Here is a 12,839-nt window from a genome sequence, read left to right as displayed (position 1 = left end):
CTGCATCGGCTGCGAGACTCTCGAGCGCAACGAGCCGTCGGGCTGGGTGGGAGAGCGCGGCGAGCTCCTGGCTCTGGTGCGACGCCTGCGTCGCTCGTCCACGCGCAAGGACCGCGAGATCGGGCGTCTCATGCTGGCGGCGCTGGCACCGCAGGTCAGCTTGGCGGCGCTTGCAGCCGCTTGCTCGAGACTAGAGCTGTCGGCGGAAGGACGGCCCTTCAGCCTGTACGGGCCAGAACGCTCGCCGTTGCCCGCAAACCCAGCGGTCGACGAGCGCTTGCGCGAGGCGGATAGGTTGATCGCGGCTGCGCGAAAGAACGCCCCGAGGGAGCCCGAGATCTCGCATCGCCCGGTGATCGACGTCTGCATTGCGGCAATGCTCGTGGCTCGGACTGTCAAGAAGGGTCGTTGGGAGACCGCGTTTCGGCGGCGGCTAGCCGAGTCCGAGTGCGACCTGGCGCGCGACATGTCCGCATCTGCGATCGCTCAGCTGTGCGCTGCCTTTGAGGCCCCTCGCGTGAACTGGAAACAGGCGGAATCCGTGCTGAGCCACCTCGGCTTCCGGATCGCGTCGCAGACGCTCCAGACGCTCTACAAGCGCGCAAAGGCCCGCCTGTTTGCGAGGGAACTCGCCCGGCACAAGTTCGGAACATAGGAGTTCCGCGACAGGTTGCGGTCGCGTCCGGCATTTTGGGGCCGATGCTGCGTCGTCGCCCGCCCCCCGAGATAGTCGCCCGCGTCGCCGAGATCGTCCGCGTGCTCGGTGCCGCCGATGCCGCCCGTGCCCTAGACCTGGGGCGCGCGACGGTCGAGCGCCTCGCCCGAGGGGATCGCGTCATGCGCGGGTCGATCGCGATCGCGGAGCGGTCGCTCGGGGAGATCGCTCGGGGGCGTCGATGATCCTCCGCGCCGTCATCGACCAGGTGCTCGACCTGCTCGAGGCCGAGCCCGAGCTAGCGGAGCGGGTGCGTGTCGTGCTCGGCGCAGGTGCCGACAAAGCCGCGCCGCGACTGCTCGACCGCGCCGAGCTCGCCGCAGCGCTGAAGGTCTCGCCGGCGTCGCTCGACCGCCTGCGAGGCGAGCCCGCGTTCCCGGAGGTGCGGATCGGCGACGCTCCGCGGTTCGAGTTCGAGGCGGTGCTGCGCTGGCTGCGGTCTCGCGCGGACAGGCCCGACGACGGCAACGTGGTGCACCTCCGGAGGCGGGCCAAGTGATCGCCGAGCTGATCGAAGCGCGTCGACGCCGAGTGGCGCTCGAGGACCGCGTGGCCAGGCTGCGCCAGCTCGTTGACGTCGAGCTCGGCACCATCGCCAGCGAGCTTCACGCGATCGAACGCCTCGAACGAGAGGGCGCGCGCGCGATGCGGGAGCTCGAACCGGAGCTGAACGCCGAATGAGCAGCCCGACCGCCACGCGGACGAACGGCGCCAAGCCAAAGCTCCGCCCTGTCGCGTCCCAGACGTCGCCGGCCGACGTCGCTCCGCCGCCGCACGACCTCAGTGCCGAGCGGGTGGTGCTCGTCGCGTGCCTCGACAACCCAGGCGCGATCGTCGACGCGCGCGCCATCGTCGCTCCCACGGACTTCTTCGAGCGCGATCACAGCCGGCTGTTCGCTGCGATGATCGATGCCGCGGAGGCCGGCGTCGCAGTCGAGCCGGCGCAGCTTGCGGTGCTGCTCGCGGAAGATGGCGCACCGCTCGACGCCCGCGCCGTCGAGGACCTGGTCGACCTCCGCGACCTGAATCCGGCCACCGTCCTCTGGCAGCGGGCCGCCGAACGGGTGCGCGATCTGTCTCGGAAGCGTCGCGAGCTCTCCGCAGCCACGGGCCTTGTCGCCGCCATCCGCTTTGGAGATCAAGAACTCATCGAGGCAGCTCGCGCTCGGCTTGCCGCGGCGAGCCCAGCCGTGTGCGAGAAGCCGAGCGAGCCACCGGTCACGCCCTCGAGCATCGTGTCCACGTGGCGCACCGAGGGTCCGCTTCAGCGCGTGCCCACGGGCATCGACGCCCTGGACGCGATGTGCCGCGGGGGCCTGCCCGTCCCGTGGCGTGTCGTCATCGTGGGCGCGCCCAGCGCCGGCAAGACGGCGGTCGGGACCATCGCCGCCGACACGCTCGCGAGGACCGCCGCTGACTCTGGGCTCTGCGTCGGCATTCTCGCGGTCGACGAAGAGCCCGAAGACCTCACGGTCAGGCTCGCCCAGATCGCAGGGTTCAGCGTGGCGCAGCTCGAGCTCCGGGACCCTGATGTGCTCGGGGACGTCGAGGCCGAGCTCGCCGAGCTCCGGGTGCGGTTCTACGACGCCGCCCACACCATCGAGCGGGCAGCCGAAGACCTGGCGCAGTGGTGCGCGGAGGAGCAGCGGCGCGGGGCGCTCCTGGTGGACTCGCTCCAGGCCGCGACGTCGGAGCTCGCGGTCACGGCGAAGACGCCACGAGAACACGTCGAGGCGAACGTGCGCGCGATCCGGTGGTGCGTGTCCCACCATCGGCTGCTCGTCATCGCCACCAGCGAGGCGAACCGCGGAAGCTACCGGAGCGAGGACGCGGCCGACACGACCAACGACATGGCCGCCGGCGCCGAGTCTCGGTCGATCGAGTTTGGTGCTCAGACGCTCTTGATGCTGCGCACCCCGAAGGACCAACCTGACGTCATCCACGTCCGCGTGGCGAAGAACCGCCGAGCCGACCGGGGCGAGTTCTGGCTGCGGCTCGATCGTGACCGGCACCGGGTAACCGAGTGCGCGGACCCAACGACGGACCCGAGAGCGGTGGAGCAGCGCGACGAGCAGCGGCGCGGGGCCACGCTCGGACGTCTCGACGCAGACGCCAAGGTCCTGGTGCGAGTCATCGTGGCCAATCCTGGCCTGGGCGAGCGCGAGCTCCGCACCGCCGTCAAGGCCGCCGGCTACCCCTGGGGCCGTGACCGCCTCGACGCTGCCAAGGCCCGCCTCAAGGCCGGCGTGGCTGGCTCCCGGCTGGTGAACCGCGGAGACGACCGGGCCCATCGGTGGCACGTCGAACCCATCTCGGAGGACGGCTCATGACCTCACGTGCCGCATGTGCCCGGCACGTGCCCGGCACGCCCAGGCGTGTGCCCGGTTCGGTGGTGTGCCGCGCTCCCTATGGGGGAGCGGCACGGCACCTGGGCACGCGCTCGCCTCGGGCACTAGCTGTGCCCCAGCTCCGCCGCGGGAGGCTCGCCATGAAAGGCACCCGTCCTTTCAACATGAGGCCCCCCCCCTCCCCCCTGGGCTCGCCTACATGCAAAAAGCCCGCGATACCCGGGGTATTGGGGCACCCCTCGCGGTGCCAGAGGGCCGCCTCTGGCGCGCAGCGCGTCATTTTTCCCCCGCCATTTGGCAGCCAAACGAGCGGAAAGGCCTGGATTCATGCCGCGTAAGCTGAATCCCCCGCTCGTCGCCAAGATCAAGCGCCTCAAGGCGAGCGGGTCGACGCATGAGGAGATCGCCGACAAAGCCGGCGTGTCGCGCGGGACCGTGTCCAACGCGCTCCGCCAAGTGAAGCCAGCCAAGCCAGCCGCGTCGACCAAGGGCGCGCCGGCTGCGCCCTCGTCGCCAGAGCCCTCGGCGCCCCTGCCCGTCGAGCCCATGACGCCCGAGGGGCTCCTGCTAGAGCTGCAGCGCGAGCTCGCCGACCTCCGGCGGGACGCGGAGCAGGCTCGCAAGAACGGGGACGACGCAGGCCTCTCCCGGACTCAGCGGCTCCGCAGCGCCCTGCTCTGCCTGGCGACACGGATTCAACGCTCGCTGCCGATCGCCGACGACATGGTGCTCGTGTCGCGAGACGCGCTGGAGCAGGCCGCAGCGAGCGCCCGCGCGAAGATCCTCGAGCGCATGCGTCGCTCGGCGAGAGGGGGCGCATGAGCCGACCCGCGACCGCTGCCGAGCTCGACGGCTTCCGCGCCGTGCTGGACACGCTCCTCGCCGAAGCGTGGCTCGCGGCCCTGCGCGGCCGTCCCGACGTCGCCGCGCTTTTCCTCGAGGCCTCGGCGCCGGGCCTGGCGCTGCTCGCCGGCGTCGCTCGACGAACCGGAGGCCCGTCGTGAGCGCCTCGACCAGCCGGGTCTTCTCGTCCGTGACGCTCGCGAGCGGGGTCGTGCGCATGATCGGCGCCATGGCGTGGCCCGGCGAAACGCCGAGCGTGAGCGTCACGCGGTACGACGGCGGCCGCCGCATCGGGCGCACGGCCTTCTACGTTGGACCCGCGGTCGACGCCCTGGTCGAGGCATTGCGCCGCGCCGGCGAGTCGCGGTTCAGCGGGAGAGAGGTAGTAGCCCTCTTGCCGCACGGGAGCGAGCTGGAGCTCGAGATCTCCGTCGAGCGCTCGCACAGCCGCGGCGCGGTCGTGACGTTCGTCCGTGTCCGCCGCCATGACCGCGAGCGCGTGGGCAACGCCACGGTCATCTCCGGCTCAGAGCGCTCATCCCTTGGCCACGCCTGCAGGTGGGCACGCGAAGCGGCCGCGCAGCGCCAAGAGGACGATGACGTCGAGCGCTTCCCGGGCACGGAGGCGCCATGAGCGGGCCGCTCGGCAATCCGCGATGGGGCGAGCTCATCGGGCGCACCACGCCCTCGAGCGAAGAGCTCCGGATCCTGCTCTGCGTGTACGCGCAGGAGCGGCTCGGGTTCGTGCTCGAGTGCGGTGCCGAGCTCGCCCTCGTGTTCGCGGTCATCGTGGCCGAGCGCGAGGCCGAGATCGTTGAGCTCGCGCGACAACATCACCGCGGCAGCGCCGCACAGCAGCAGAAGGACCTTTCATGAAAGCCAGCATGATCCCGACGGAGAACGAATTGCGCACACAGGCGGTCGAGGCGCGCCTGCGTCGAGAGCACGACGAGAGCGCCGAGAAGAACGCGCGGCTACGGCTCGAGCGGCTCGAGCAGCTCGAGGCCGATGCGAAGCAGGTGCGGGGGCCGCGGCGCGAGCTGATCTTGCCCGTGGTGTCGGAGCTGGTCGCCAAGGCCCGCGCCGACTTCAAGCGCTACGACGTCGCCGCGAAGGCGCTCGACCGCGCCGAGGCCGAGTGCCGGAAGGCCGCGAGCGCTGTCGACGTCGCGCACTCGCGCCGCGCCGAGGGAACCATCGACGCTCGCGAGGCGCTCGAGCGCCAGAATGCTTGCGTCGTCGCTGAGGCCGCCGAGGCGTGCCGCTTCCGGGAGTTCGCGGAGGCCAGGCGCGCGGCGAGACTGCCCGTGGTCGACGTGCCCACCGAAGCCCGGAGAGCCGAAGATTCGACGCGGGCTCTCGCGGTGGACTTCGTCGAACACGGCGCGGACTTCTCGCACGACTACCACCGGCCCTCGCCCGACGTCCGCGGGCTCGCCTACCTCGAGGGACGCCGGGCGCCGGCGATCGTGGCGTGGTTCTCGATCTTCGAGCTCCGCGAGCTCGCCGGCCTCGAGGACAGGTGCAAGGCGCGCGACAAGCAGCGGACGAGCGCCGACCTCGAGCAGCTCTTCGCCGTCCGGTGGGGTGAATTCGAGCGCATCGAAGCCCTGCCGCCGGCGCAGCGCGAGCGAGAGCGCACGCCATGATCCGCAAACGAACGCCTTCCGAGGTCCGCGCGGCGCTGCTCGCGCGCGGCATCGCGGTCGGCGCCTCAACTGAGATCGTTCTCGAGCAGCCCAGAAAGGAAACGAACACCATGATTCGCAAGCACGGCCTCACGGGGCTGGACCCCAAGCAGGCACAGAAGGCCCTGGACGGGATCGACAAGATCCTCGCGCAACTCTTCACCGGCTACGATCCCGAAAAGGATCGCAGCGACGCCATCCTCGCCTGCGAGGGCGCGGTCGGTGGGGGCGACGGTGCCGAGGCGGAGGAGCCACCGACGGCACCGACGGCCATTGCACGGCTCTCGCAGCGCGAGCTGGACATGTGCAGGAAGTACGGCGTGGCGCCAGAAGCGTACAAGCGGACACGGGACGCGATCGCCGCCAAGAGCCGTCGCGTCTGACCTTGGCGGCCTGGCGCCGAGGTCATCTCTCGGCGCCAGGACGTCGGCGCCCGCCGGTGCCAAAGAAGGGAACCCTCATGAGCGCCATCGACTACGCAACAACCGTCACCAGTCTCGACGCCGCGATCGCCACGGCTTCCGGCGAGGACCTCGTGCTCCTCCAGGACGTTCGCCTGCGGCTTGCCGACAAGGGCGCGGAGCTCACGGCGCGGTGGTCGGCTGCGGTCGACACTGCCAAGACGGCCTGGATCGCCGCCGCGACCGTGGCTTTCACCCAAGCGAAGGAAGCGGCGGACTACGTCATCACGACCGCCGGGCAGCCCGCGCCGCCGGCGATCACGTTCAACACCTACAGCTCGGCCGAGATCGTGGGGCGCCTGAGCGCGGCACAGGAGCTCGCCTCGGGTGCGGCGGCGCGCGCTCTCGAGAGCTACGGCTCCGCCTTCCGCAGGGCCTGGGCTGACAACTCGGAGGCGACGTCGCTCTACACGGGCGCGCGGAAGAACCCGAGCGACCCGTGGGCTGCCCCCGTCGCCGTCGCCTCGATCGAGCGCGAGATCTACGTGCTCATCGCCGAAGCCACGGAGCTCCTCGCGATGGTGGCGGCCTGATGGCGGAGTGTCGCCACGGCTTCCACCCCGGCCGGTGCCTGGCGCCCGCGTGCGAGAATGCGCCGGTGCCGGGCACGAAGCCGCGCCCGGCCCTGCGTCGCGCTGTGCGAGAGGTCACGCAGACGCGTCGCGAGGTGCGAGAGGTCGCGGAGGCGCGTCGCGAGGTCAGAGACGTCGCGGTCTCACTCTCGGAAGCCGAAGCTCGCGAGGTGCGGCGCTTGATCCTGGAGTACGGTGCGGACCGGGCGGCGCGTCAGCTCGGGCTCGACGCGCGAACTGCTCGAAAGGCCGGTTGTCGAGAGCCCGTCTCGGCGCTCACTGCCGCCGTCGTCCGCGCAGCCCTCGCGAAAGGCAGAGGGTGATCGATCGGGCGAAAAGCTCTCGATGGTGCAAGGCGCGAATTGGCAAGCGCCAACCCGTCGACGTCGTCGGCTCATGTCGCGTCCTGGGGCGGTTCGGCGCGAGGCACGGCCGCAACGCCCGGCGGGGAAGGCAGGCCTCCGAGGTCGACCAGGTCGAGGTCCTCCCCGCCATCGCCGGCCGCGCCACGTCCCTCGCGCGCCCCGAAGTGCCGGAGGTTTCGCGGCGAGGCGCCGCCCGGATTTCCATCGACCGAGCTCCTGCGTATGCTGAATTGAAAAGGCCCCGCGGCGTGCAACCGCCCGGAGCCCAGACTCACAAGGAGGTAGATCCCCATGAGCACCAAGAGTGTACCGAACGAAGCGGGCGGAAAGAAGCGCGGGCAGGCACGTGCCAACCCTGCTGACTGCCAGCACCCGACCGGCGCCCGCTACAACCGCCTTCTGGCCCGCGACGTCGACGACCTCCTCGGGCGCGTCGAGGGTTCCCTGCTCGAGCTCGTCGAGGGATTGACCGCGGAGGGCGAGGGCTACCAGCCGGCTGAGGACCTGCTCGAGGCCCTCGGGCGCCTGGTGACGGCTCGCCGCAATCTGGACACGCTGACGGACCACCTCGACACCGAGCTCGGGACGGTGCGGCCATGAAGCGTCGCAACTGGCGCGACGAGCGCACCGCCGTCGTGGACTTGGACAGGTATCGGTCGTGGCGCGAGGGAACGGCGATACCCGTCGTGCAAGGCACGACGTCGGTCCACGACTACATTCACCTCTCCCGCGGAGACGTCGCCTGCCTGCATCGCATGAAGCGCCAGATGCGTCTCGGGTCAGAGGAAAGGAACTACCTCGGGGAGCCACGACGCTTCAGAGCGGACGGCGGCAGCGCCGACGTGATCCCGTTCCCCGTTCGCGAGAAGGCAGGGGCCGATGGCTGACCTCGCAAAGGACCTCGGCTCGCCACTTCTCAGCCGCGTCGAGGCCGCCGACTACCTCCGCATCGGTGCACGCACGTTCGACCAGCGCGTAAGGTTCAACGTGGGCGGGCTGCGCGTCGACGCCGTGCGCATCGGCGGGCGCGTGCTCTTCCGGCGCGAGGACCTCGACGGCTGGATCGTCGCGCAGGCGGCCGAGCAGCTCGAGCTCGAGCGAGCTCGCGGGGAGCAGGCCGAAGTGCTTGCAGTGAACGGGCTCGAGCGCCGTTCGGTCATGGCCACGGGAGCGGCGCCGCCGGCGCCCGCACCTGCACTTGCCGGCGATCCAAAGTGGCGCCGGGTGCTGCACTCACCGCGGCGCGCCAGGGGAAAACAGGGAGGCAAGCATGGCAAGTGAACGCAAGGGCGGGCGGAAGCCCACGGGCACGCTCATCCCCACGAAGGAAGGTCTCGCTGCTCGCGTGCCGATCATCGTCGGCTACGTCGAGGGGAAGCCCGTCCGCGAGAAACGTTGGTTCAAGCTCGGCACGGACAACAAGGCGCTGGCGCGCGCGAAGCTCGCTCGACTGATCGCCGAGGCCGAGGCCGGCAACGTGCCCGCGGCGGACGATGCTGCTCGACCGGAGACCGTGGCTGAGTACGCCGAGCGGTGGAACAAGTCGCGCACCGCGCGCGGCGTGCGCTGTGCGCACTACGAGAAGTCCGTCTTCGAGAGCGTCTGGAAGCCGGCGATCGGTGACCGACAGCTCGCCGCGGTGACAGCGGCAGAGATCCGAGCGGTGCTCGAGGACGTGGCTGCAGGCCTGCTCATGTGGAAGCGCAACGCTCGCTCGGAGCCCCAGCGCTACTCACGCGCGAGCATCGTCCACATGCGCGCGACGATCTTCCGTCTGTTCCAAGCCGCGTGGAAGGACGAGCTAGTCGCCGAGAACCGCGTGGCGCGCGTCGAGGTGCCGGAGCTCGAGGAAGAGAAGAAGGCCCGCGCCGTCCTGACCGACCAGGAGATCGGACAGCTCGTCGCGCACCCCGACGTCGACGCCGAGATCAAGCTCCTGGTCGTCCTGTCCCGAACGATCGGCGGACTCCGGGCGGGCGATCTGAACGCGCTCGACTGGGCCTCGTTCGGTCCTGACTTCGCGACATGCACGTTCGTCCGGCGCAAGACCCGGAAGAAGCGACCGATGCCGCAGACGCTCGAGGTGCCCGCCGTGGTGCGGCCGTTCATCGCTGCATGGTGGGAGCGGCACGAGCGCCCGAGCTCGGGCCCGGTGTTCCCGGTGCGGAAGGGGAAGCGCGCCGGCGAGCAGAAGAAGGCCTCGAACATGAGCTATGCCGACCGGCTGCGCCGGGCCCTTCTGGTCGCTGGGATCGAGCGGCACGAGCTCCACCACGACACCCCGACGACCCGCCAGGTCGACTTCCACAGCACCCGGCGGGCCTACGCGACCGCCCTGGCCCGCGTGGGGGTCAACGAGCAGACCGCCATGCAGCTGACCGGGCACGCGGACTCGAAGGTCCACCGGGGCTACGTCGAGGCCGCGAGCATCCAGGTTCTACCCGCCGCGGCCGTGCCCAAGCTGGACGCTGGCGCGGTTCGGACACTCGCTCTGTCCGAACGTCGTGGTCGCGGGAAGGTGCGCACCCCGAAACCTGAACAATCTCAGTGCCGAAGGTCGGACTTGAACCGACGACCCCACGCTTATGAAGCGCGTGCTCTAACCAGCTGAGCTACTTCGGCTGAGGGGCCGGGACTATGTGCGGTCGCCCGGCTTCGGTCAAGACCCTGTGCGGGGCCCGAAAAAGTGGCCCGCCGCGAAGCCCGAGCCCGCCCCGCTCGGACGCGCAGGGCGGGCTCGCAGGCTCGGCTCACCTCCGATACGCGAGCACCCAGAGCACGGCGATGATGCCGTCGAGGCTCGCCATGACCCGCGTTGCTTCGGCCGGCGGCAGGTAGCGGCACGCCCGCGCGATGCGCAGGGCCATGACGGTCTCGCGAGCGGAGTTGAGAGCGTCCTCCAGGCGCGAGCGTCGCTTGCCGGCCTTGTTCCAGACGCCTTCGCTACCGTTCAGCGCTGCGCTGTTGCTAGCGCTCTTCATCTGACCGGCGAGGTCGCGGTCGTGCCGGGCGACCTGATCGGCGAGCTGATGAACGTCGCGCACCATGTCTTCGAGCGAATCCAGGACTCTCATGAATCATCTCCTCTTTCTGCCTCTCTCTTCGAGAGCGACAGTCCCCGCGGCGCCGCGCGCAGCGCGGGTCAAGGGCGAGGGCTCGCACAGCGAGCCCGAGGCGCGGCGCTAGCCGCGCGAACCCTGGACGCGCGCGAGCACGGCGCTAGAATCGGAAAGCGACGAAGAGATAATCCCCGCGGGGAGCTGACCTTCCAGGACCAGGTTCAGGATCAGGACCGGGATCAGGTTCGGGATCAGGTTCGGGATCAGGTTCGGGATCAGGTTCGGGATCAGGTTCGGGATCAGGTTCGGGATCAGGTTCGGGATCAGGTTCGGGATCATCCCCGGTCCTGATCCCGGTCCCGAGCCCGGTCCTGGTCCTGATCCCGGTCCTGGTCCTGATCCCGGTCCTGATCCTGATCCCGGTCCTGGTCCTGATCCCCGGTCCTGGTCCTGATCCCGGTCCTGATCCTGATCCCGGTCCTGGTCCTGATCCCGGTCCTGATCCTGATCCCGGTCCTGGTCCTGATCCCCGGTCCTGGTCCTGATCCCCGGTCCTGGTCCTGATCCCGGTCCCGGTCCCGTCCCCGCGCTCAGCTCCCCCCGCGTCTCCCCTTCCCCGGCCCTTCCCGCCCCACCGCCGGGTTCGTCGCGTCGAACGTCATCCGCAGCGGCTGGGGCCCCGGCAGCAGCTTCGCCGGCAGCGGCCCGAACGGCGCTGCCCGCCGGACGGCGGCGACCACGTTGCGGTCGAACTCTTCGATGCCGCTGCCCCGCGTGACGCTGATCGACGACAAGCTGCCGTCCTTCTTGATCACCATCAGCACCGTCACCAGACCCGAACGCCCATCGGCGATGGCCCAGTCTGGGAAGGCGTTGCGCCAGAAGGGCTCGACCTTGCGCTCCACCCCGCGGAAATAGCCGAGCACGCCGGAGTCGGCGCCGACGTCGAGCAGTGCGCCGGGCCCCGTGCCGCTCGGCGCAGAGCGCGAGCCGCTGCCGCTCGAGCCGCCGCTCGCGGGCTTGCCCGGTCCGAGCTCTCCCCCCACTCCGGCGCCGCTTCGCCCGCCGGCAGTGCTGGCGTGGATCAGCGAGGCCACGGCGTTGGCGACGTCCTGCGAGCTGTCGGTGTTGTCGTTCGGCCGCCCCTTGTCGAGCGAGGGAACGGCCGCGCGCGCGGCTGGCACCATGGGTCGCGCGAGCATCACGGCGGCGCTGCGCCGGAAGTCCTTCCCCGGCGCGCCGACGTGGGTTCCGAGGGCCGCGGTGTCGCGCTCGCCGCCCGTCTCGGCGCCGCCCGCGGGTCGCTCGGGGCCGCTGCCCTCCTCCGTCTCCGCGCCGCCGAGCACGGAGCCCTGGTCCGACGCCTGACCGCCGGTCGCCATGCCCCGCGAAGGATTGGTGGCCGCGGCGGGCCGGCGCAGCGCGAGCTTGCCGCTGCCGGAGGCGACGAACGACAGCTCCATCGGGTTGGGCGTCGCGCGGCGATCGTCGTGGGACGCGCGGTGGTCTGCGGTTCGCAGCCGCTGCACCTGGCTGCGGTCGAGACGGTTCAGCGGATCGCGGTCCAGGCTCAGACCGTCCACGCTGTCAGCCAGGTTGAGCGCGCGCTCGCTGGCCTCGGTCGTTCCGCCACGACCGGGATCGGCGATGTCGGGCCGCGGCGTGCGCTCACCGCCGAGCGGGCCGACGGCCGGGCGGTCGCGCGGCTCGGCCTCCGGATCCGCGACACCGGCGAGACCCGCTGCGGACACCGTGGGCAGCGAGACCTCGGAGTCCTCGAGCGTCACCTCGACGCTCCGGGGTGCTGCCTCCTCGAGGCGACGCTGGGAGAGCGACTGGTGCAAGAGCCAGGCGCCGAGGCCGATGCCCGCCACGTGCAGCACCACCGAGGTCACGAGCGCTCCCGGTGCTGCGAGGGTGCGCGGCCGCTTCATGCTGGCCTAATTCTGGACGATACCAGCCGCCGCCGCCAGAGGCGGCCCGAAGCGCCGGCAGGCGTTCTCCGTGGTCAGCGCCGAGAGCGCCTCGAACCCCATGTTTCTGAGGCTCGCCACCGCCCGCGCGGTGTGCACGACGTGCGCGGGCTCGCAGCGTTTGCCGCGCAAGGGATGTGGGGCCAGGTAGGGAGCGTCGGTCTCCACCAGGATGCGGTCGGCCGGCGCCCAGGCCGCCACGTCCTGCACGGCGCGGGCGTTCTTGAAGGTCACCACGCCGGAGAACGACAGGTCGAAGCCCAGGTCGAGCGCCCGCGCGGCGAAGACACGGTCTTCGCTGAAGCAGTGGATGACGCCGCCGACCTCCCGCGCGCCTTCGCTCTCCAGGATCTCGAGCGTGTCCGCCGCAGCCTCTCGGGTGTGCACGACGATGGGCAGGCGCCGCGCTCGCGCGAAGCCGATCATCTCGCGAAACACCTCGCGCTGCACCTCGCGCGGCGAGTGGTCGTAGTGGTAGTCGAGGCCGATCTCGCCGATGGCGACGACTCGGGTCGCGGGCGCGAGCTCCTCGAACAGCGCCCGGAGCTCCGGACCGTGGCTCTGCGCCTCATGGGGGTGGACGCCGACGGTGGCCACGACGTCCGGGCGGCGCTCTGCCAGCTCGAGCGCGAAGCGCGCCTGCTCCGCACCCCCCACCCCGATGCACACGAACGCCCCCACGCCTTCGGCCCGGGCGCGCTCGATGACGGCGTCGGCGCCCTCGGCGAAATAGCCGGCGTCCAGGTGACAGTGGGTGTCGACGAGCATCTACAAAAAGGAGAAGGGCGGGATCCGAGGAGCCCGCCCCTTCCTCT

The 12,839-nt window shown here is 70.8% G+C and carries 18 protein-coding genes, 1 tRNA gene and 1 pseudogene; 15 read left to right on the top strand and 5 right to left on the bottom strand.

Translation table 11 applies throughout. The features are described from left to right. Positions 1-76 precede the first annotated feature (76 nt). The 15 genes and pseudogenes from HS104_06880 (at position 77) to HS104_06810 (ending at position 9,414) form a co-directional block, all read left to right on the top strand. Positions 77-655 (top strand): hypothetical protein, encoded by a 579-nt coding sequence (locus tag HS104_06880; protein MBE7479693.1) that lies wholly within the window; start codon positions 77-79, stop codon positions 653-655. Positions 656-896: 241 nt separating this feature from the next. Continuing rightward, the gene (locus tag HS104_06875; protein MBE7479692.1) at positions 897-1,214 is read left to right on the top strand and encodes a hypothetical protein; all 318 of its coding nucleotides are present in this window, start codon (positions 897-899) and stop codon (positions 1,212-1,214) included. Then, positions 1,211-1,396, top strand: a complete 186-nt coding sequence (locus HS104_06870) for a hypothetical protein (GenBank protein MBE7479691.1) — start codon at positions 1,211-1,213, stop codon at positions 1,394-1,396. The genes HS104_06875 and HS104_06870 overlap by 4 nt, the downstream gene beginning before the upstream one ends. Then, a complete protein-coding gene (locus HS104_06865) occupies positions 1,393-3,045 on the top strand; it encodes a hypothetical protein (GenBank protein ID MBE7479690.1) in 1,653 nt (550 codons plus the stop codon). Before HS104_06870 ends, HS104_06865 begins: the two co-directional genes overlap by 4 nt. 345 nt (positions 3,046-3,390) lie before the next feature. Next, the gene (locus HS104_06860; protein MBE7479689.1) at positions 3,391-3,885 is read left to right on the top strand and encodes a hypothetical protein; all 495 of its coding nucleotides are present in this window, start codon (positions 3,391-3,393) and stop codon (positions 3,883-3,885) included. After that, a complete protein-coding gene (locus tag HS104_06855) occupies positions 3,882-4,067 on the top strand; it encodes a hypothetical protein (protein ID MBE7479688.1) in 186 nt (61 codons plus the stop codon). The genes HS104_06860 and HS104_06855 overlap by 4 nt, the downstream gene beginning before the upstream one ends. After that, on the top strand, positions 4,064-4,540 hold the full coding sequence (locus HS104_06850) for a hypothetical protein (protein ID MBE7479687.1): 477 nt from the start codon (positions 4,064-4,066) through the stop codon (positions 4,538-4,540). The genes HS104_06855 and HS104_06850 overlap by 4 nt, the downstream gene beginning before the upstream one ends. After that, positions 4,537-4,782, top strand: a complete 246-nt coding sequence (locus HS104_06845; GenBank protein MBE7479686.1) for a hypothetical protein — start codon at positions 4,537-4,539, stop codon at positions 4,780-4,782. The genes HS104_06850 and HS104_06845 overlap by 4 nt, the downstream gene beginning before the upstream one ends. Continuing rightward, positions 4,779-5,555: a hypothetical protein gene (locus tag HS104_06840; protein MBE7479685.1), complete on the top strand. Its 777-nt coding sequence runs from the start codon at positions 4,779-4,781 to the stop codon at positions 5,553-5,555. The genes HS104_06845 and HS104_06840 overlap by 4 nt, the downstream gene beginning before the upstream one ends. Next, the gene (locus HS104_06835) at positions 5,552-5,977 is read left to right on the top strand and encodes a hypothetical protein (GenBank protein ID MBE7479684.1); all 426 of its coding nucleotides are present in this window, start codon (positions 5,552-5,554) and stop codon (positions 5,975-5,977) included. Before HS104_06840 ends, HS104_06835 begins: the two co-directional genes overlap by 4 nt. Before the next feature lie 77 nt (positions 5,978-6,054). Next, positions 6,055-6,588: a hypothetical protein gene (locus HS104_06830; GenBank protein ID MBE7479683.1), complete on the top strand. Its 534-nt coding sequence runs from the start codon at positions 6,055-6,057 to the stop codon at positions 6,586-6,588. Positions 6,589-7,283: 695 nt separating this feature from the next. After that, positions 7,284-7,592, top strand: coding sequence for a hypothetical protein (locus HS104_06825; protein ID MBE7479682.1), 309 nt, complete (start codon positions 7,284-7,286; stop codon positions 7,590-7,592). After that, on the top strand, positions 7,589-7,879 hold the full coding sequence (locus tag HS104_06820) for a hypothetical protein (protein MBE7479681.1): 291 nt from the start codon (positions 7,589-7,591) through the stop codon (positions 7,877-7,879). Before HS104_06825 ends, HS104_06820 begins: the two co-directional genes overlap by 4 nt. After that, a complete protein-coding gene (locus tag HS104_06815; protein MBE7479680.1) occupies positions 7,872-8,273 on the top strand; it encodes a hypothetical protein in 402 nt (133 codons plus the stop codon). The genes HS104_06820 and HS104_06815 overlap by 8 nt, the downstream gene beginning before the upstream one ends. Beyond that, positions 8,263-9,414: pseudogene (locus tag HS104_06810) on the top strand (site-specific integrase). Before HS104_06815 ends, HS104_06810 begins: the two are co-directional and overlap by 11 nt. Before the next feature lie 126 nt (positions 9,415-9,540). Here the strand turns inward: HS104_06810 and HS104_06805 are convergent. The 5 genes from HS104_06805 to HS104_06785 all read right to left on the bottom strand — a co-directional run bounded on the left by HS104_06805 (position 9,541) and on the right by HS104_06785 (position 12,792). After that, a tRNA-Met gene (locus HS104_06805) sits at positions 9,541-9,614 on the bottom strand. A 128-nt stretch (positions 9,615-9,742) separates the two neighbouring features. After that, positions 9,743-10,066, bottom strand: a complete 324-nt coding sequence (locus tag HS104_06800) for a four helix bundle protein (protein MBE7479679.1) — start codon at positions 10,064-10,066, stop codon at positions 9,743-9,745. A 108-nt stretch (positions 10,067-10,174) separates the two neighbouring features. Continuing rightward, entirely contained in the window at positions 10,175-10,390 is a 216-nt protein-coding gene (locus HS104_06795; GenBank protein ID MBE7479678.1) for a hypothetical protein, read from the bottom strand. Between the two features lie 251 nt (positions 10,391-10,641). Next, positions 10,642-11,985: a TonB C-terminal domain-containing protein gene (locus HS104_06790; protein ID MBE7479677.1), complete on the bottom strand. Its 1,344-nt coding sequence runs from the start codon at positions 11,983-11,985 to the stop codon at positions 10,642-10,644. Between the two features lie 6 nt (positions 11,986-11,991). Beyond that, positions 11,992-12,792: a TatD family hydrolase gene (locus HS104_06785; protein ID MBE7479676.1), complete on the bottom strand. Its 801-nt coding sequence runs from the start codon at positions 12,790-12,792 to the stop codon at positions 11,992-11,994. Positions 12,793-12,839: the final 47 nt, after the last annotated feature.

It is taken from the genome of Polyangiaceae bacterium (assembly GCA_015075635.1).
Classification (GTDB): domain Bacteria; phylum Myxococcota_A; class Polyangia; order Polyangiales; family Polyangiaceae; genus JADJKB01.
Note: the sequence above shows the minus strand (reverse complement) of the source record. Positions and strands in the feature narration are given on the sequence as shown.

Excerpts from the sequence above, each read along its gene's own strand:
- HS104_06865 (MBE7479690.1), top strand. The coding sequence starts at position 1,393 with ATGAGCAGCCCGACCGCCACGCGGACGAACGGCGCCAAGCCAAAGCTC.
- HS104_06815 (MBE7479680.1), top strand. The coding sequence starts at position 7,872 with ATGGCTGACCTCGCAAAGGACCTCGGCTCGCCACTTCTCAGCCGCGTC.
- HS104_06825 (MBE7479682.1), top strand. The coding sequence starts at position 7,284 with ATGAGCACCAAGAGTGTACCGAACGAAGCGGGCGGAAAGAAGCGCGGG.
- HS104_06790 (MBE7479677.1), bottom strand. The coding sequence starts at position 11,985 with ATGAAGCGGCCGCGCACCCTCGCAGCACCGGGAGCGCTCGTGACCTCG.
- HS104_06875 (MBE7479692.1), top strand. The coding sequence starts at position 897 with ATGATCCTCCGCGCCGTCATCGACCAGGTGCTCGACCTGCTCGAGGCC.
- HS104_06785 (MBE7479676.1), bottom strand. The coding sequence starts at position 12,792 with ATGCTCGTCGACACCCACTGTCACCTGGACGCCGGCTATTTCGCCGAG.
- HS104_06860 (MBE7479689.1), top strand. The coding sequence starts at position 3,391 with ATGCCGCGTAAGCTGAATCCCCCGCTCGTCGCCAAGATCAAGCGCCTC.
- HS104_06840 (MBE7479685.1), top strand. The coding sequence starts at position 4,779 with ATGAAAGCCAGCATGATCCCGACGGAGAACGAATTGCGCACACAGGCG.
- HS104_06800 (MBE7479679.1), bottom strand. The coding sequence starts at position 10,066 with ATGAGAGTCCTGGATTCGCTCGAAGACATGGTGCGCGACGTTCATCAG.
- HS104_06835 (MBE7479684.1), top strand. The coding sequence starts at position 5,552 with ATGATCCGCAAACGAACGCCTTCCGAGGTCCGCGCGGCGCTGCTCGCG.
- HS104_06795 (MBE7479678.1), bottom strand. The coding sequence starts at position 10,390 with ATGATCCCGAACCTGATCCCGAACCTGATCCCGAACCTGATCCCGAAC.
- HS104_06830 (MBE7479683.1), top strand. The coding sequence starts at position 6,055 with ATGAGCGCCATCGACTACGCAACAACCGTCACCAGTCTCGACGCCGCG.
- HS104_06855 (MBE7479688.1), top strand. The coding sequence starts at position 3,882 with ATGAGCCGACCCGCGACCGCTGCCGAGCTCGACGGCTTCCGCGCCGTG.
- HS104_06820 (MBE7479681.1), top strand. The coding sequence starts at position 7,589 with ATGAAGCGTCGCAACTGGCGCGACGAGCGCACCGCCGTCGTGGACTTG.
- HS104_06845 (MBE7479686.1), top strand. The coding sequence starts at position 4,537 with ATGAGCGGGCCGCTCGGCAATCCGCGATGGGGCGAGCTCATCGGGCGC.